Origin of the sequence: Thiemannella venezuelensis, from assembly GCF_014203605.1 — a bacterium.
In the GTDB taxonomy this organism is placed as follows: domain Bacteria; phylum Actinomycetota; class Actinomycetes; order Streptosporangiales; family Streptosporangiaceae; genus Planomonospora_A; species Planomonospora_A venezuelensis.
In genome coordinates this window covers 1-17,573 of the sequence record NZ_JACHJJ010000010.1, presented here as the reverse complement: position 1 = coordinate 17,573, position 17,573 = coordinate 1, and the positions used below count along the sequence as shown (strand labels likewise).

Annotated in this window: 16 protein-coding genes, 1 tRNA gene and 1 pseudogene; 11 read left to right on the top strand and 7 right to left on the bottom strand. The window is 72.8% G+C overall.

The annotated features are described in order from the left end of the window. Nucleotides 1-32: 32 nt before the first annotated feature. The gene (locus tag FHS22_RS16385) at nt 33-3,788 is read right to left on the bottom strand and encodes an nSTAND1 domain-containing NTPase (RefSeq protein WP_184942580.1); all 3,756 of its coding nucleotides are present in this window, start codon (nt 3,786-3,788) and stop codon (nt 33-35) included. Nucleotides 3,789-3,979: 191 nt separating this feature from the next. On the opposite strand from FHS22_RS16385, the gene FHS22_RS16380 reads away from it, so the two are divergent. Both FHS22_RS16380 and FHS22_RS16375 read left to right on the top strand, forming a co-directional pair. Further along, nucleotides 3,980-4,357: a hypothetical protein gene (locus tag FHS22_RS16380; RefSeq protein WP_184942578.1), complete on the top strand. Its 378-nt coding sequence runs from the start codon at nt 3,980-3,982 to the stop codon at nt 4,355-4,357. A gap of 89 nt (nt 4,358-4,446) precedes the next feature. Next, entirely contained in the window at nt 4,447-4,743 is a 297-nt protein-coding gene (locus FHS22_RS16375) for a hypothetical protein (RefSeq protein WP_184942577.1), read from the top strand. Nucleotides 4,744-4,944: 201 nt separating this feature from the next. Here the strand turns inward: FHS22_RS16375 and FHS22_RS16370 are convergent. Beyond that, nucleotides 4,945-5,021: transfer RNA gene (locus tag FHS22_RS16370), tRNA-Pro, on the bottom strand. A 127-nt stretch (nt 5,022-5,148) separates the two neighbouring features. Here FHS22_RS16370 and FHS22_RS16365 point away from each other — a divergent pair. From FHS22_RS16365 to FHS22_RS16350, 4 genes are all read left to right on the top strand, one after another. Continuing rightward, entirely contained in the window at nt 5,149-5,670 is a 522-nt protein-coding gene (locus FHS22_RS16365; protein WP_338047774.1) for a hypothetical protein, read from the top strand. Between the two features lie 69 nt (nt 5,671-5,739). After that, nucleotides 5,740-6,417: a hypothetical protein gene (locus FHS22_RS16360; RefSeq protein ID WP_260407993.1), complete on the top strand. Its 678-nt coding sequence runs from the start codon at nt 5,740-5,742 to the stop codon at nt 6,415-6,417. A 7-nt stretch (nt 6,418-6,424) separates the two neighbouring features. Then, nucleotides 6,425-7,171, top strand: coding sequence for a hypothetical protein (locus FHS22_RS16355; protein ID WP_184942575.1), 747 nt, complete (start codon nt 6,425-6,427; stop codon nt 7,169-7,171). A gap of 3 nt (nt 7,172-7,174) precedes the next feature. Next, entirely contained in the window at nt 7,175-7,360 is a 186-nt protein-coding gene (locus FHS22_RS16350; RefSeq protein WP_184942574.1) for a hypothetical protein, read from the top strand. Nucleotides 7,361-7,594: 234 nt separating this feature from the next. Here FHS22_RS16350 and FHS22_RS16345 read toward each other — a convergent pair whose 3' ends face one another. From FHS22_RS16345 to FHS22_RS16335, 3 genes are all read right to left on the bottom strand, one after another. After that, nucleotides 7,595-8,920: an NAD(P)/FAD-dependent oxidoreductase gene (locus FHS22_RS16345; RefSeq protein WP_184942572.1), complete on the bottom strand. Its 1,326-nt coding sequence runs from the start codon at nt 8,918-8,920 to the stop codon at nt 7,595-7,597. A 28-nt stretch (nt 8,921-8,948) separates the two neighbouring features. Then, nucleotides 8,949-9,404 carry an ATP-binding protein gene (locus FHS22_RS16340; protein ID WP_184942570.1) on the bottom strand — a complete coding sequence of 152 codons (456 nt, stop codon included), beginning with the start codon at nt 9,402-9,404 and terminating at the stop codon, nt 8,949-8,951. A 119-nt stretch (nt 9,405-9,523) separates the two neighbouring features. After that, nucleotides 9,524-10,300, bottom strand: coding sequence for a SigB/SigF/SigG family RNA polymerase sigma factor (locus FHS22_RS16335; RefSeq protein WP_184942569.1), 777 nt, complete (start codon nt 10,298-10,300; stop codon nt 9,524-9,526). A gap of 194 nt (nt 10,301-10,494) precedes the next feature. Between FHS22_RS16335 and FHS22_RS16330 the strand changes: the two genes are divergently transcribed. Continuing rightward, entirely contained in the window at nt 10,495-10,875 is a 381-nt protein-coding gene (locus FHS22_RS16330) for an anti-sigma factor antagonist (protein ID WP_338047773.1), read from the top strand. A 119-nt stretch (nt 10,876-10,994) separates the two neighbouring features. Here the strand turns inward: FHS22_RS16330 and FHS22_RS16325 are convergent, their stop codons facing one another. Beyond that, a complete protein-coding gene (locus tag FHS22_RS16325; protein WP_184942565.1) occupies nt 10,995-11,711 on the bottom strand; it encodes an ANTAR domain-containing response regulator in 717 nt (238 codons plus the stop codon). 125 nt (nt 11,712-11,836) lie between these two features. On the opposite strand from FHS22_RS16325, the gene FHS22_RS16320 reads away from it, so the two are divergent. From FHS22_RS16320 to FHS22_RS16305, 4 genes are all read left to right on the top strand, one after another. Next, nucleotides 11,837-13,696, top strand: coding sequence for a SpoIIE family protein phosphatase (locus FHS22_RS16320; RefSeq protein WP_184942563.1), 1,860 nt, complete (start codon nt 11,837-11,839; stop codon nt 13,694-13,696). A gap of 133 nt (nt 13,697-13,829) precedes the next feature. Continuing rightward, the gene (locus FHS22_RS16315) at nt 13,830-14,780 is read left to right on the top strand and encodes a sensor histidine kinase (RefSeq protein ID WP_184942561.1); all 951 of its coding nucleotides are present in this window, start codon (nt 13,830-13,832) and stop codon (nt 14,778-14,780) included. Between the two features lie 114 nt (nt 14,781-14,894). Beyond that, nucleotides 14,895-16,052: a glycosyltransferase gene (locus tag FHS22_RS16310; protein WP_338047772.1), complete on the top strand. Its 1,158-nt coding sequence runs from the start codon at nt 14,895-14,897 to the stop codon at nt 16,050-16,052. A gap of 115 nt (nt 16,053-16,167) precedes the next feature. Then, nucleotides 16,168-16,785: an FMN-binding negative transcriptional regulator gene (locus FHS22_RS16305; RefSeq protein ID WP_184942560.1), complete on the top strand. Its 618-nt coding sequence runs from the start codon at nt 16,168-16,170 to the stop codon at nt 16,783-16,785. A gap of 44 nt (nt 16,786-16,829) precedes the next feature. Here the strand turns inward: FHS22_RS16305 and FHS22_RS16300 are convergent. Continuing rightward, nucleotides 16,830-17,573 (bottom strand): annotated as a pseudogene (locus FHS22_RS16300) (RNA-guided endonuclease TnpB family protein); the annotation flags it as partial.

The window sequence follows — 17,573 nt, the reverse complement described above, 5'->3', positions numbered from 1 at the left end:
CGAGCGGGGAGGGAGCTCCGGAGGACTTCTGATCAGCGGGTCGAAGCCGGGCCGGGCCGGGGGCAGGTGTGCGGATACGGCCGCTCGGGGATGTGCTGCCGCCACTGCGCCTCGGCCAGGCCGCGGATGAGCACGGCGCAGATGTGCTCGGCCGAGCGCCGGGCGTCGGTCTGCCACAGGATGACGGCCTGGTCGGCTCCGGCGCTGGCCAGCAGGCGGCCGTCCGGGCTGAAGGCGACGGCCTGCACCGGCTGGGTGTGGCCGCTCAGACGGGCCGAGAGCCGCCGGCCCCTCAGGTCCCACAAGGTGATGGTGTGGTTGCCGCTGGTGAAGGCGAGGGTGCGCCCGTCCGGGCTGAACGCCACCCCTGCGGTGACGGCGTCGGCGTGATCGGGCAGGGTGGCCAGCCGGGTGCGCCGCGCCACATCCCACAGCATCACGGTGCGATCGGCTCCGGCGCTGGCCAGCGTGCGGCCGTCCGGGCTGAAGGCGACGGTGCGCACCCACCCGCCGTGGCCGACCAGCGGCGCGGCCAGCGGTTTGCGCGTGGCCACATCCCACAGCATGATCGCGGGGTCGTGCCCGGCGCTGGCCAGGATCCGGCCGTCCGGGCTGAAGGCCAGGCCGTTGACGGCCAGGCTGTGGCCGGTGAGCACGGCCAGGCGCGTACCGCGGGCGGCGTCCCACAGGATGACGGTGCGATCGACGCCGCCCGTGGCGAGCAGCCGGCCGTCCGGGCTGAAGACCGCATCGAGCACCGGGCCGGTGTGTCCGTCGAGCCGGAGGGCGGCGCGTCCGTCGCGCCACAGGGTCACCGCGCTGCCGGCGACGACGGACGGCAGCCCGACGATGCCGCCGGCGGTGGCGAGCGTGCGCCCGTCCGGGCTGAACGCCAGGGCGTTCACCTGCGGCGAGGGGTCGTCGTGGACGGCCGCCAAGGTGCGGTCGGCGCTGTGCCACAGCATGGTGCGCCGGCCGCTCGCGCCGGCCAGGGTGCGGCCGTCCGGGCTGAAGGCGACATCGGCGACCGCGGTGGCGTGACCCGCCAGGCTCGCCTGGGCGAGGTCCCACAGCAGGATCGTGCCGTCCTCGCCGGCGCTGCTCAGCATCGAGGAGGACGGATCGAAGGCGATCGTGTAGACGTTGGCCTGGTGACCGGTGAGGCGGCCGCGCAGCGTCCGGTGCGCCACATCCCACAGCAGCACCGTCGGGTCGTGCCCGGAGCCGGCCAGCGTGCGCCCGTCCGGGCTGAAGACGAGCGTGATGACCTGCCCGTCCTCGCCGTGGCCGAGCCGGGCCAGCCGGGTGCGACGCGCCACGTCCCACAGCTGCACGCTGGCCCGTCCGCCGGCGCTGGCCAGCGTACGGCCGTCCGGGCTGAACGCCACGGCGGCGGCCGTCTCGGGGTGCTCGCCCAGCAGCACCGGCGGCGCCTGCCGGGCCAGGTCCCACAGCAGCACGGCCCGGTCGTCGCCGGCGCTGGCCAGGGTACGGCCGTCCGGGCTGAACGCCACTCCGCGCACCGCGGCCCGGTGACCGGTGAGGGCGCGCAGGCGCACATGCCGGGCCGCGTCCCACACCATCACGCTGTGATCGTCACTGGCGGTGGCCAGCGTGCGCCCGTCCGGACTGAAGGCGATCTCCCGGATCTGCCGGTCGTGGCCGGGCAGCGCGGCGATGCGGGCGCGGCCGGGCACATCCCACAACACCAGGACGCCGTCCTCGCCGCCGGTGGCCAGGGTGCGGCCGTCCGGGCTGAGCGCCGCGGCCTTCATCCAGGTGTCGTGGCCGGTCAGGCGGGCCAGCAGAGCACCGCCGCGGACATCCCACAAACGCACGCTCCTGTCGCGGCCGACGCTGACGAGAGTGCGGCCGTCGGGAGTGAACAGCACCTGGGAGACCGCACCCGCATGGCCGGTGAGCGTGCCGCGGCGCGCGAGGTGCGGCGTCATGCTGAGCAGAGCGCTGCGGGCCTCGGTGGTCGGCGCCAGGGCGTGCGCCTCCACCGCGAGCGGCATGGCCGTGTCGGGCCGGGAGCCGGCCAGGTACAGCGCCTGCGTGGCGAGCTGGCGCGACAGCGCCACCCGGTGCGCCTCGACGGCCTCGCGCCACTTCACGGTCGCGAACACCCCCGTGGCCGTGGAGACCGCCAGCAGCAGCGCCAGGCCGGCCGCGAGCGCACGCAACTGGCGCCTGCGGCGCACCGCCCTGGTGTGCTCGGTGTCCTCCTGCGCGATGGAGGCGTGCAGGAAGGCCCGTTCCAGCGTGTTGAGCACGCTGCGGCGCGCACCGGCGTCCCCGCCGTACCGGCCCCCGGCCTCCTGGCGGCTCACCCATTCGCGGGCGATCACCAGACGGGCGCCCCGGTACAGCGCGCCGGGGTCGTGCTCCAGCTCCGCCCACGCCTGGGCCGCCTGGGTGAGCCCGCGATGCACGCGCAGGCCCTCCCGCTCGGTGGTCAGCCACTGGTGCAGCCGGGGCCAGGCCCTGATCAGCGCCTCGTGCGAGATCTGCACCGTGTCCGCGCCGAGCGTGATCAGGCGGACCCGGCTGAAGTGGTCGAGGACGGTACGGGTGTCGAGGTCGAGGGGGTCCAGCTCGGCGGGGGAGATCGGGCGGCCGGTGTCGTCCGTGCCCTCGCCGAACGCGGTCAGCCGTACGAACACCTCGCGGGCGCGGGCCTGCTGGGCCGGGGTGAGGGCCTCGTACGCCGTCTCGGCGGTCTTGGCCAGGGCGCCGTGGACGCCGCCCGCCGCCTGGTAGCCGGTCAAGGTCAGGGTGGTGCCGCGGCGGCGGCGCCAGGTCTCCGCCAGAGCGTGCGAGATGAGCGGCAGCGCACCGATCTGGCCGGCCGAATCAGCCATGATCGCGGCCAGCAGGGAGCCTTCGACGACGCAGCCGGCCTCCTGGGCGGGCCGGGTGACGGCCTGCCGGAGCTCCTCAGTGGTCATCGGCCCGACCGGCACCTGGGCCCCGGTCAGCGCCGCGGCCAGTTCGGGGTGGTCGGTGCAGTGGGCGTAGAAGTCGGCCCGCACCCCCAGCACGACGCGCCCCGCGCCCGCCAGAGCGGGCAGTGCCGCGATGAAGGCCGCCCGCTCCCCTCGATCCCGGCAGAGAGTGAAGACCTCCTCGAACTGGTCCACGATCAGCAGCAGCTCGGGGAGCACCGGGAGCCCGGCCGGATCGTCTCGCAACGCGGCGTGGAGTTCGTCCGCCGGGACGCCGCTCGCCTCGGCCAGGCTCTGCGCCCACTCCAGCAGCGGATGCGCGCCCGGGGTCATCAGCACCGGACGCCACCCCTGGGCGCACGCGCGGGGCAGCAGCCCCGCGCGCAGCAGCGACGACTTGCCCGCCCCGGAAGCGCCGCACACCGCCAGCAGACGCCGCCGGTCCAGCCGGGCCATCAGGTCGTCGACCAGGCTCTCCCGGCCGTGGAAGCGGGAGGCGTCCTCAGCCTGGTAGGCCGCCAGACCGACATACGGCGACCGGTCGTCCCGGCCGTCATCGGCCGGTGCGGCGAACCCGGCCTCCTCGGCCACGCACCGCCAGCGCTCCTCCCAGTGACCGGCGTCCCCGCCGCAGGCCCGGACGTAGGCCAGCACCACCGCCAGGCTGGGCAGCGCCTCCCCGCGTGCCGCCTGCGCCAGCGTGGTCGGCGCGTAGTGCGCCCGTCGCGACAGCTCCCGGTACCCCGGGTTGCCGGCCTGCTCCCGCAGCTTGCGCAGCTCCCACGCGAATCGCTGGAGGGCCCCTGCCTCCGGATCGACCGGACGCTCGGGACGCGGCATCTCCTACCTCCGGGTGCTACCAGGGCGACGCGGGCGACTGCGCAGTTGTGCGGTGTTGATTGTGCACCGGTCACCCCGAAACCGCACAACCCAACAAGCACTACACATATCGCTACACGGGCGAGTCAGACGGAAGCTCGCGCTTGCCCGAAAAACACCACGACCACCACGTCTCTGCAGGGAGGGCTCTTTTGAGCATCGGACGAAAACTCTGCGCGACCGGCTTCGCCACCGTGAGCGCCGCCGTTCTCCTGGCGGTGGGCACGGCGACCCCGGCCTCCGCCGGCATCGACGAGTGCACCGTCTTCTACGGCTGGACCACCTGCTCCACCGACTCGATCGCGGCCAACCCGAACACCGGCTCGGTGACCGTCCGGACGTTCGAGTCCTATATCGCCAACCCCATCTGCGACCCCAGCGAGATCAGATGGAAGCTCGTGGACTCCACGAACGGCAAGGTCGTGCGCCGCGGATCCGGCGCGGGGACCTGGACGGTCACCGGGCTCACCAACCGCTACTACGGCCGGCTCGACACCTGTCCGCGCATGAGCATCGAGGTGAGCAGCTGACCGGGCCCCTGCCCGGTCCGCCGGGCAGGGGTTCCGGCCACCGCCGAGGCCGAAACCGACGACGAACACCAGGCGTGTGAGGAGAGACCATGAAACGAGCCATCCGGGCAGTCGCCGTTGCCGCGCTGGTAGCGGGAACGCTCACCATCCCGGTCGGGGCGGCCCACGCCGAGCCGTGCGGTGCGAGCTCCTGGGTGTCGAACCGCGTGCAGTACGTCGGCTACCGCAACTGCGGCAGCACGAACTCGTTCAGGATGCGGGCGTGGATCGGCACCGGCATAGAACGCACCTGGGGCGGGTGCAAGATCGTCCAGCCCTACACGTCGGGGATCCTGCACTCGAAGGACACCCCCGTCATGGGACGGTGGGGCCTGGAAGGCTGCTGACACCCGACCTGCGGGCCGGACCTCCGGCACCCGGAAAACGGTCCGCCCGTCCCGCGGGGAGGGCGGACCGTACGCAGGTGGAGCCCAGGGATGCGACCGCAGGTCCGGGACCACGCGGCCGAATGGCCTCCCGTTCGGCTCCCGACGATCGGAAAAGGGGTTCCGGAGAACCTCCGAAACCCCTGCCGACCAGCGATGATCTGGTCGGGACGACAGGATTTGAACCTGCGACCCCTTGACCCCCAGTCAAGTGCGCTACCAAGCTGCGCTACGTCCCGGTCTGTCCGTTCGGCCCTTGCGGGCCGCCCCTCTCGGGCGGACGTCATAACCTTAGCGCAGATCCGGTGGACATGTGCACGCCGAGACGCCCGCCGGATGATCGTGATCATGTGAAAGCGAGGGCATGTGGGGCGCAGGGCGCTGATCGACCAGGAGGAGCTGCGGCGGCTGGCCGGGCGGGGGTTGTCGAACGCCGAGCTGGCCGCCAGGTTCGGGGTGAGCGAGTCGGGGATCCTGCAGGCCAAGCGGGCCGCGGGGTTGTCCAAGCCGATGCTCGACCACTCGCGGGCGATCCCGTGGAAGCTCGACCGCGCGCACAGCCAGTCCGGCCCGGCCACGAACCTGCGCAACCTGTCGTCCGTCGCCCAGGGGCGGGCGATCCCCGCGGAGAAGCTGAACACCGCGCTGCGCTGGGCCGGCCGGCTGGTCGCGGCGGGGCTGGACATCGCCTACGACTCCGGGCGCGGGTTCCACGAGGTCCCCGCCGCGGCGGGCGGATCCCTGGTGGAGGCGGTTCTCGCGGAGGCGATGACCGCCGTCGCCGGGAGGGAGGGCGCGGAGGGCGCGGCCACGGAGGACAAGGCCGCGGAGGACAAGGCCGCGGAGGACAAGGCCGCGGAGGACAAGGCCACGGTCATACCGGAGTAAGCGGGCGGTTTCGGAATGGTTCTCCGGGGCAGCGGGCTGTGACAACCGCTCACACGACCGGAGGCGCACATGTCCGCCGAGACCCTGATCTGGGTGGTCGTCATCGTGGTGGCGGTGGCGGCGATCATCGCAGTCGGCTACGTCGTACTGCAGCAGCGACGCCGGCACCGGCTCCGCGAACGATTCGGCCCCGAATACGAACGCACCCTGCAGGAACGCGAGAACCGGCGCGAGGCGGAGCAGGAGCTCCTCGCCCGCGAGCAGCGTTTCAGCTCCCTCGACATCCGCCCGCTCGACTCGGAGACGCGCGAGGCCTACGCGAAGAAGTGGACCGAGGTCCAGGAGCGCTTCGTGGACGCCCCCGGGTTCGCGGTGACGGAAGCCGATCACCTGGTGACCGCGGTGATGGCCGAGCGGGGTTATCCGACCGACGACTTCGAGCAGCGGATCGCCGACCTGTCGGTGGCGCACGGCCGTACCCTCGACCACTACCGGCAGGCCCACGAGATCAGCGGCCGGGCCGTGCGCAAGGCGGCCTCCACCGAGGAGCTCCGGCAGGCCATGGTGCACTACCGCGCCCTGTTCCAGGAGCTGCTGGAGGCGGAGGAGCCTCACGCGGTGAACGGCGACCACCACGCCCCGCGGCATGCCGGTCCGCGCCGCGAGGACGCCCGCCCCGTGCGGGGAGAGGACGAGCGGGCCGGTCAGAACGAGCGGAACGCCCCCCGCGACTCCCGAGGACGGTGACCCGGTGATGAACGACCGACCCGACAGGCTGGTGTACGGCCGCCCGGCCCATCCGGGCGACGGCTCCCCCGGCGAGGACACGCAGCCGAACATCCCGCCGCAGCGCGGCGACGCGGAGCGCCCCGGCTCCGGGGAGCCGTCCGGACGTCCCGGTGGCGTGCCCGGCCGGGAGACGGCCGCCGCGACCGACCCGGACCTCGCCGAGGCCGCCCGTCCCGTGCCGGAGGAGCACGCGGATCGGGTCTCCTTCCCTCAGCGTGCGGATCTCGACGACCGGCCGGTGCCTCCGGACGCGGAGGGGACCGGACCGGTCCACGCGGACCGGGACCCCTCGGCTCCGGAACACGCCGACCTGGAGAACGCCGGCCCCGGCGACCGGCCGGAACACCCGGCCGGCCCGTCGGACCCGGCGCACGGGGGCCCGCCGGCCGCGGTCCCGGACCCCGCACCCCAGCACGCCGCGCGGACGCCGCTGTTCGACCGGGATCCCGAGGACGTACGGCGGCGCTGGCAGGAGGTCCAGGTGGGCTTCGTGGACGACCCCCGCGACGCGGTGGAGCGCGCCCATTCCCTCCTCGACGAGCTGTCGGCCTCGATCCGGACGGCTCTGGAGACCCGGGCCGCCGAGCTCCAGGCTCTCTGGAAGGACGGCGGCGACAACGACACCGAGCGGCTCCGTACGGCCCTGCGCGACTACCGGTCGACGCTGGAGGAGCTGCTGGGCCTGCCCGTCACGTCAACCGGAAAGAGGTGACCCATGCTCGCCATCGCCGCCGCCATCGTGTTCGGCCTCGGCCTGCTGCTCGACCTTCTCGACGCCAGCCTCGGAGCCGGTGTCTCCGCCACGACCTTCCTGCTTCTCGGACTGCTCCTGCTCGCCCTGCACCAGGCGGGCGTCGGCACGGCCGGGTGGCGCGGGGGCAACTGGCGCCGCAGGAGGTGATCGCTCCTCCGGGAGACCGATCCGCCACCGCCTCAGGGGGCGCCGCCCGGCAGGGCGGCGCCCCCTTGGCGTGGTGTGCACCTGGCGTGGTCTGCCCGGGCGATGCGCTGGCCGGATCGTGCGCTGGCCGGTGTGCCGTCGCTGCCGGTGTGCCGTCCGGGTCGCGTGCGCGCCGCGCCGCCGCGCACGCGGCCCTCTCACCGCGCGCGGGTCACCGCTCGGGGTGCGTCCGGTTCACCCGGCGTCCGGCCGGGCCGGGTCGGGCCGGGCCGCGAACTCGAACTCCTGGCGGGGGTGGGCCAGCGCGCCGAGCGAGGTGATGTCGCGGCGGAAGAGCAGCGCGAGGGTCCAGTCGACCAGCACGCGGACCTTCCGGTTCAGGGTCGGCACCCGCGACAGGTGGTAGGTGCGGTGCATGAACCAGGCCAGTGGCCCGCGCAGTTTGCGGCCGTAGATCTGCGCGACGCCCCGGTGCAGGCCGAGGCTGGCGACCGAGCCGGCGTAGGCGTGCCGGTACGGCCTGCGCTCCGTGCCCCTGAGCGTGGCCAGCACGTTGGCGGCCAGTGTGCGGGCCTGCCGTACGGCGTGCTGGGCGTTGGGCGAGCACATTTCGCCGGGCCGGGTCAGGTCCGGTACGGCGGCGCAGTCCCCGGCCGTGAACTCGGTGGTGGAGCCCTCGACGAGGAGTTCGGCGGTGGCCCTGATCCGGCCCCTGTCGTCCAGGGGGAGGCCGCTGGCTCTCACCAGGGGGTGCGGCTTGACCCCGGCGGTCCACACCAGTGTCGAGGAGTCGAGTTCGGTGCCGTCGTCGAGGACGACGTGGCCGTCCTCGGCGGACTTGAGGCGCACGCCGAGGCGCACGTCGATCCCGCGGGCGCGGAGCTGCTCCAGTGTCCAGCGGCCCATCTCGGGCCCGACCTCGGGCAGGATGCGGTCGGTGGCCTCGACCAGGAGCCAGCGCATGTCCGCGGGGTCCACGGACGGGAAGTAGCGGCAGGCGTCGCGGGCCATGTCCTCCAGCTCGGCCAGGGCCTCGACCCCGGCGAAGCCCGCGCCGACGAAGACGAAGGTGAGGGCTCTGGCGCGGACCGCCTCGTCGGTGGTGGAGGCGGCCAGGTCGAGCTGGGCGAGGACGTGGTTGCGCAGGTGGATGGCCTCCTCGACGGTTTTGAAGCCGATGCCGCACTCGGCCAGGCCGGGGATGGGCAGGGTCCGCGAGACGGAGCCGGGGGCGAGGACGAGCAGGTCGTAGCCGAGGAGGCGGGGCGGTCCGTCGTGGGGGCGCATCTCGACGGTGCGGGCCTGCGGGTCGACGCCGACCACCCAGCCGTTGAGGATCTCGCACCTGTTCAGGACCTTGCGCAGGGGGACGACGACGTGCCGGGGCTCGACGTTGCCCGCCGCCGCCTCGGGGAGGAAGGGCTGGTAGGTCATGTACGAGTCGGCGTCGATGACGGTGACGCGGGCCTCTCCGGGGCGGAGCCCGCGCTGGAGCCGCAGGGCCGTGTACATGCCGACGTAGCCGCCGCCGACGATCAGGATGCGGGGAGGATTGGTCATGGGGGTGCCCCTACCCGGAAAAGCCGCCTCAGACCGTGAAGGACATGGTGACGACCGTCCCGTCGATGCCGGTCCGGAAGTCGATGGCGGAGCTGACCATCCGGGCCACCCAGAGCCCCATGCCGCTGGTGGCGTAGGGAGCGGGCGGCGTCTGCCCGGGGACGGCCTGCGGGGCCCAGCGTCCCTCGTCGCGGACCTCCACGACGAGGGAGTCGCTGGTCGTCCACATGCGCAGCAGTGCCTTGGCGGTGACGTGCCCGTGGGTGACGGCGTTGGTGGCCACCTCGTTGACGGCGACGAGGAAGTCGGCCAGGCGCTCCTGGGCCATCCCGCCGCGCAGGGCGTGGGCGGCCGCGAAGTCACGCACGTCGGGCAGGTCGGGCAGGCAGAAGGTGAGCTCGGCCAGGAATCCCCGGACAGGGGAGACCGACGGGCTGTCGCCATCCGTCCGGGAGCGAGCCGGACGAGCACCGTCCTCGTTCACCCGTGATCCGCCTCCCCTGTCCCGCGGCCTCGCCGCCTTGAGCGCCCGGGGCTCATCGAAACGCACTCTATGCCACCTAGCACTCCGCCGACTCCGATGCCCCATAACGGGCGGCGTATTCAGCATTCGGCGACGAGCTCCTCGCGGAGCTGGTCGAGCACCTTGCGGAGGATGCGGGAGACGTGCATCTGGGAGATGCCGAACTCGGCCGCGATCTCGGCCTGGGTCATGTTGCCGAAGAAACGTAGCAGGAGGATGTTCTTCTCACGGGACGGGAGCTTGTCGATCAGCGGCTTGACCGCCTCCCGGTCCACCAGTACGGCCAGCGTGTCGTCCTCGTCGGGGATGACGTCGCCCAGCGCGGCCGCGTCGTCGTCGGTGCCGAGCGGCGCGTCGAGCGAGAGCGCGCTGTAGGCGGCCGAGGCGTCGAGGGTGAGCAGGACGTCCTCTTCGGTGATGTTCATCTTCGCCGCGAGCTCCGCGACCGTCGGAGCGCGGCCGAGGTCCTGGCTGAGGTCGGAGACCAGCCGGTTCAGCTCGGCCCTGCGCTCCTGGTAGACGCGGGGCACCCGGATGGCCCAGGTGCGGTCGCGGAAGTGGCGCTTCACCTCGCCGGTCATGGTGACGACGGCGTAGCCGCGGAAGGCGTGGCCGAGGGTCGGGTCGTAGCCGTTGATGGCCTTCATCAGGCCCACGTACGCGGCCTGGAGGAGGTCCTCCAGGGGTTCGCCCCGGTAGCGGTAACGACGGGCGATCTCCATGGCCAGCGGGCGGTGCATCTCGACGATGCGCTCGCGCAGGCGCTCTGCGCGGTATTCGGAGACCTCAGGCAGGACCATCTCGGCGAGGAGTTCCTCGGCGGTCATGTCGTTGAGTTCGATTGCCTGAACAGACATCGCTGCTCCCTGCTATGACTGTCGGGCGGCGCCGGCGCCATCGGAGCAGTTTCCGGGCAGACGGCATCGCCTCGACCACTTTTCGAGGCGAGGCCCTCTGCTGGACCTCGGATCGAGTATTCCCCCGATTCCGGGTGTATTACTCCCTGCCAGGTAACAGTAAGGTTGCTATGCGGACGGCGAGGAGGGTCTGGGTGACGGTGTCGGAGAACGGCGATGGCTCGGCTGCCCTGACCCTGGAGTCGGCGGTGGCCGGCGGGGTCAGCGTGATCCGGGTGAGGGGGTTGCTCGACGCCACGACCAGGGACCAGTTCGCCGACTACCTGGCGGCGGAGGCCGCCGAGCACGGTCCCGACATGGTCCTGGACCTCAGCGGCGTCACCTTCATGGACTCCCGGGCGCTCGGGCTCATCGTCCACCAGTGGCAGGCCAGCACGGCCGGGGGCGGCAGGTTCGCCCTCACCGGGGTGGAGTACGCCAAGACCAGGGTGATGTGGATCACCGGCCTGGCGCAGCGGCTGCCGCTCTACGACACGGTCGACGACGCCCTGGCCGCGTTCGACCGGTCGGCCTGACGCCGCGCGGGGGCTCTTCGCGCCTCACACGGCGCTCCCCTCACCGGGCGCCCTCTTCACACGGCGCCCGGTGTCCCTCCGGCCCGGAAGAGCGGTCTCCCCCCTCACCGGGCGGCCGGTCAGCCCCGCTTCCCGGCCTGGTTGCGCTGGTGCTCGTCGACCAGGAGCCTGGCCAGGTCGGCCACCTTCACCTGGTGGTGCTGGGAGATCCGGCGCAGCTCGTCGAAGGCGGCCTCAGCGGAGCATCCGCTGGACTTCATGATGATGCCCTTGGCCTGGTCGATGACGGCCCGGCCGGCCAGCGCCTCCTGCATCTGGGCCGCGTCGGTCCGCACCTCGTCGTAGTCCCACATGTTCTCCAGGGCCACGGTCACCTGCTCGGCCAGCATGCCGGCCAGCGAGGGCACCTCCCGGGCGGCGAAGACGCCGGGGCGCACGCCGTACAGGCCGAGGACCAGGACCGCGCGCTCGACCGTGATCGGTACCGCCAGGACCGAGCGGACCCCGCAGCGGACCGCCATGGCCGCGTAGTCCGGCCAGCGCAGGTCCCGCAGCACGTCCGGGAGGATCACGTGGCCGCCGCTGACCCGGGCCTCCGCCGAGGGGCCTTCGCCGAGCTCGCTCTCGCTGTCGACGAGGACGACGAGCTCGCTGTGCGAGGCGGAGACCACCAGCCGTTCCTGCTGCCAGAGCTCGGCGGTACCGCCGGCGCAGCCGGGGACGCCGCCGGCGAGGGTGGCGGTGAGCCCGCGCAGTACGCTCTCGCTCGACGTCTCCTCGCTGACCCTGCCGAGGGCCGCGAGGTCACGGGCGAGAACGGGCGTCACCATATCCATGTCATGCGATCCCTTCCCCGTATGGATAACTTAATCACTATCTGACCGCACATCGATAAGCTTCACCGGGTGGCGTAGCGTCTACGACGGGACCAGTCCCTCCCGGCCGGCGACGAGGACGAGCATTGACCGAAGCCCTTGGCCTTCCGGCCCTGGAACAGGCGCTGAGTGCGCTGGCCGCCAGGGTCTCCTCGCTGCGCGAGACGCGCTCCGCCTACCCCGCGGACCCGCGCTCCACACTCGACGCGGCCCTCGCGGAGCTGGACACCGCCCGCGAGCTGCTGGACTCCGCCCTGCACGAGCTGCGCCGGACGCCCAGGCGCTCGGGCGGGCGGGAGAGCGGTTCGCAGCGGGAGCTGAAACTGCTGCGGCAGGTGTTCAAGACGTTCCCGGTCCCGGTGGCGGTGCTGGACGGCTCGGGGACGGTCCGGCGGATCAGCGCGGAGACCTCCCGGATGCTGGGCAGCCCGGCGGGATATCTGATCGGCCGTTCGTTCGCGCTGTTCGTCGACGTCTCCCGGCGGGCGGCGTTCCGCTCCCATCTCACCTCCGTGCAGCAGGGCGGCCGGACGGTGACCTTCCAGACCCGCCTGGCCCACCAGGGGCGCGCGCACACCGTGCAACTGGCCCTGACCCGGCTGACCATGCCGGGCGAACCGCACGAGATGACCGCGGTCCTGATCCTGCCGGTGGAGGCGCAGGTCACCGAGGGTCCCACGGGGCCGGTCGACCGCTCCGACGCCGCCCTGCTCCTCGCCGCCGCGCGCCGCCAGGAGCTGCTGTCCCGGATGACCCGCCTGCTGCTGGACGAGGACAGCCTGCACCAGCCGGTGACCGTCACCCGGGCCTCGCGGCTGCTGGCGTCCGAGCTCGCCGACTGGGTGATCGCCGACGTGGTCCGCGACGGGACACCCCGGCGGGCCTGCGTGATCGGTCCCGCGGACAAGCCGGTGGGCGAGCTGGTCCGCCTGGTGGAGAACCTCGGCCCGCTGTCCGCGCCGCTCGTCGCCCACGTGCTGACGGGCAGCTCCGGTGTGGTCCACGAGATGCTGGAGGACGAGACGCTGCTCGGCCGCGTCCCCGACGGGCCCCCGCTGCTGCGGGTGATGGGCGCCGCCTCCGTGCTGTGCGTGCCGATCGAGGGGGAGGGCGGCCCCGCGGGCTCCCTGACCCTGCTGCGGTCGCGCGACCGCGAGCCGTTGACCCTGGCCGATCTGGGCCTGATGGAGGAGATCGGCGCCCACCTCGGGCTGGCGCTGCGGGCCCGGCGCAGCTTCCAGGACAGCTCCCAGGCCGCCGACGCGCTCCGTACCAGCGTGGTGCCGCGCGCCCTGCCCGACATCCCCGGGTTCGAGGCGGCGGCCATCTACCACGCGGGCTCCAGCCCGGTCGGCGCCGAGTTCTACGACGTCTTCCCGGTCACGGGCGGGTGGGGTTTCGCGCTCGGCGGGGCCGCGGGCAGGGGCGAGGAGGCCGCCTCCGTCAGCGCCCTGGTCCGCAACGGGCTGCGCGTGCTCAGCGTCTGGGAGGGGGATCCCGGAGAGGCCCTGCGCAAGCTCAACCAGGCCCTGGCCGCCCAGCGCACCGGCATGTTCGTGATGGCCGTCGCCGGGTTCGTCAAGGGGCGGCGGATCAGGATGGCCAGCGCGGGCCACCACCCCGCGGCGCTGCTCCAGCCCGACGGCACGGTGCGCTTCACCGCCGGGGGCGGAGTACCGCTGGGCATCTCCCCCGACGGGGAGACGTTCGGCGAGGAGATCACGATGGCCTCCGGCCAGACGCTGCTCTTCTACTCCGACGGACTGGTGACCTCGCGCAACGAGCAGGGCGAGGCGTACGGCGAGGGCCGGCTGGCCGACGTCCTGGCGCGGTGCGTCTCGCAGGCTCCGGCCACCGTCGTCAAGGCGGTCGAGGACGACCGGCACGCGTTCTCCGGCGGAAGAGTGTGGGACGAGATCGTGATACTTGCCCTGCGCGTTGTGTGAGGATCGTATAACTTAGCGTTTCATCGCCCGGCACGCGCCCGGGGCGAGGAACGCGGAGACGAGGCAGTGCAGGCGGGACGACGAGATCACCGGCCGGGATCCGGCACCCCGGCCCGCGCCTGACGGGAGCGCGATGACTTCCATCCACCAAGCGGCGGTCTACGACTCCGACGAGCGGTTCCTGGCGATGGCGCTGCCTTTCATCTCCGACGGGCTGGCCAAGGGCGATCCGGTGCTGGTCGCGACCACCTCGGCCAACCTCGAGCTCCTCAGCGACGCCCTGGGGCGCGACGGCAGGCGGGTCGACTACGCGGAGACCGCGTTCCTGGGCCGCCGGCCGGTGCAGCGCACCACGGCCTTCCACCGCTACTGGCGCCGGCGCGGTCCCGAGGCGCCGTACGGCGGGCACGTCCGGGTGATAGCCGAGCCGATGTGGCTCGGCCGCTCCCCCCGCGACATCCGGGCCTGGAACCGCATGGAGTCGATCCTGAACCTGCTGCTGCAGGAGACCAACCTCTGGATGGTCTGCCCGTACGACACGCGGGTCCTGGGGCCCCATGTGACGGCGTCCGCCCGGCGTACGCATCCCGTGCTGCTGGAGGACGGCTCGGCGCTGCCCTGCCCGGAGTACACCGACCCGGTGGACTTCGTCCGGGAGTGCGACGCCGTACCCCTGCCGGAGCCGCCGGTGGAGGCGGTCTCCCTGCGCGCGGAGAGCCTGCAGGCGCTGCGTTCCTTCGTCTCCGACCAGGCGTCCTTCTTCGGGCTGAGCCGTGATCGGGCGACCCTGCTGGCGGTGGCCGTCAACGAGGTCGCCGCGCACCTGGACCCTCCGGTCACGGCGCACCTGTGGGAGAGGTTCGGCGCGATCACCTGCCAGATCCACCGCCCGGAGGGCGGCCTGACCGATCCGCTCGCCGGCTTCGTCCCGCCGAGCCCCAGCTCCGGGCCGGGCGACGGGCTCTGGATCGCCCGGCAGCTCTGCGACCGGCTGGACATCCACCATGACGGGGGCGGGTGCGCGGTCCAGCTCCACGTGCCGAGTGCCCGCGCGGAAGAATTACGACAGAGTCGGAAATACTGAGGTTTGCGCGCGGCAACGATCCGGGTATGGTTTCAGGCATACAGATGAGTGCCTAAGACGCAGGCACCCCTGGAAGTCCAGGCTTTCCATGCCTATCTCCCCCAGAGGTGTGCCGTGAATATTGCATTTGTCTCTTCCGACGCTCTGTCCGCCACCCAGGACCAGTCCGGTCTCTCCGCGCAGCGAGCCCAGATCCTGGCGGTCGCCCGCGAGCTGGGCAGGGAGCACAAGGTCACCATCTACACGCGCCGGGGTTCCGACTGCGGCAAGGCGCGCGTCCGCGTGGCCCACGGCGTCACCATGGAGCACCTGTCCGCGGGGCCGGCCCGGGACCTGCCCGAGGACGGCGTGCTGCCCTATCTTCCGGACCTGGGCGGCGAACTGATGCGCCGCTGGGGGCAGGACCGGCCGGACGTCATCCACGCCCACTCCTGGACCGGCGGCCTGGCCGCCATCGCGGGCGCGAGCGGCCTGCACGTGCCGGTCACCCAGACCTTCACCCGGCAGGGCGAGAGCGCCGGCGACGACAGGAGGATCCGGCTGCAGCGCGCGCTCGGCCGCCGGGCCAGCGCGGTGATCGCCGGCTGCGGGGACGAGGAGTCGGAGCTCATCCGGCTGGGCGTGCCGCGCCGCAACATCGCCGTGGTGCCCTGCGGCGTGGACGTCGAGCGTTTCCGGCGGCAGGGACCGGTCGCGCCGCGCGGCACCCGGCCGCGGCTGCTGCACGCCGGACCGCTCTCCGACGCCAGGGGCGTGCGGACCGCGATCCGGGCGCTGAGCGCCATCCCGGAGGCGGAACTGCTCGTCGCGGGCGGTCCCGCCGCGGCGGACCTGGAGCACGACCCCGACGCCTATCGTGCCCGGCTGCTGGCCAAGGAGCTCGGGGTCGACGACCGCGTCACCTTCCTGGGGCAGGTCCCGCACGCCTCGATGCCCAAGCTGATCCGCAGCTCCGACGTGGTGATCTCGCTGCCCCGCGAGGCCGCCGGGGGCGTCGTCGCGCTGGAGGCCATGGCCTGCGGCGTTCCGGTCATCGCCTCGGCGGTGGGCGCCCACCTGGACTCCGTCGTGGACGGGGTCACCGGCCTGCTGGTCGCGCCGGACCGCCCCGCGCAGACCGCCCGGCTCGCCCGTGAGCTGCTCGCCGACCCCACCCGGCGCACGGCGCTGGGCTTCGCGGCGGCCGACCGCGTCCGGTCCCGCTACTCCTGGGAGCGGATCAGCCAGGAGCTCGTCCGCGTCTACGAGGACGCCCTCGCCGCCCAGCGCTGACCCGCCGCCGTTCCTCTCCGCCCGGCCCCCGTACGGCCGCCGCTCTCCGGCCCGCACGGGGGCCGTGCCATGGCCGCGTCGATCACCTTTTCTGGATGGCTATACCCTTTACCGTATGTTGATTCATCCATGGGACGCCGCGACCGAGGACGAGGCACTGGCCTTCGTCCGGGCCAACGAGTTCGGCCATCTGATCGCCGCCGGCCGGGACCGCGAGGTCCCGGTCGTGGTCCCCACCCAGTTCCTGCTCGCGGGCGACCGCACGGTCCTGCTCCACCTGGCCCGGCCCAACCCGATCTGGGCCGCCATCGAGGAGAACCCGGCCGTGCTGCTGTCGGTCGCGGGCGACTGGGCCTACGTCCCGGGCTCGTGGAAGGTCCTGCCCGGCGAGGGCGATCCGCGGCTGGGCGTCCCGACCACCTACTACGCGGCCGTCCAGCTCGTCTGCCGTGCCGAGATCGTCACCGACGCCGAGGGCAAGGCGGAGATCCTCCGGGCGCAGATCGGCCGGCTGGAGCCGGAGGGCGCGCTGGCCGACCCCGTCGAGCACGAGCGGCGCTTCGCCGGGATCCGCGGGCTGCGGCTGACGGTCCAGAAGGTCGACGGCAAGTTCAAGTACGGCGGCAACGTCGACGCCGAGCACCGGCGGTACGCCGCCGAGCGGCTCGCCGAGCGCGGCGGCCCGGGCGACGCCGCCGCCCGGGCGCACCTCGTGCGGAGGCTGGAGGGTTGACTTCCTCCCCACGGCTGAAGCCGGGGGATTCCAACCCTCACGGGTCGGGTTTCCTGCTTCACCGCCAGTTGCCCGCCGGGCTTTCGCCCTTGAGGTCTTACACCGGCTCCACAGGCGTTTCACCTCTCCGCCAGCCCGGCGGCGAGGATGTTCTTCGCGGCGTTGACGTCCCGGTCGTGAACCGCGCCGCAGGCACACTCCCACGTCCGGAGGTTCAACGGCATCCTGTCTTGCAGTGCGCCGCAGGCCGAGCACAGCGTGGAGGAGGGGAACCAGCGGTCGATCACGACCAGTTCCCGCCCGTACCAGGCCGTCTTGTACTCCAGCATCGAGCGCAACTCTCGCCAGGAGGCATCGGAGACGGCGCGCGCCAGCGCGTGGTTCTTCACCATGTTGCGGACGGTGAGGTCCTCGATCACGACCGTTTGGTTGTCACGGACGAGACGAGTGGTGAGCTTGTGCAGGAAGTCCCGGCGCCGGTCGGTGATCCGCGCGTAGACCTTCGCGACCTTCAGCCGGGCCCTGGCCCGGTTGTTCGACCCCTTCGCCTTGCGGGCGAGGGTGCGCTGGGCCTTGGCCAGGCGGCGCCGGTCGGCCCGCTCATGCTTCGGGTTGGTCACCTTCTCCCCGGTCGACAGGGTGACCAAGGATGTGATCCCCGCATCCACCCCCACCGACTGTTTCGCCGGGTCGAGCGGGCGGATCGTCTCCTCCACCAGGAGGGACACGAACCAGCGGCCCGCCGCGTCGCGGGACACCGTGACCGTGGACGGCTCCGCGCCCTGCGG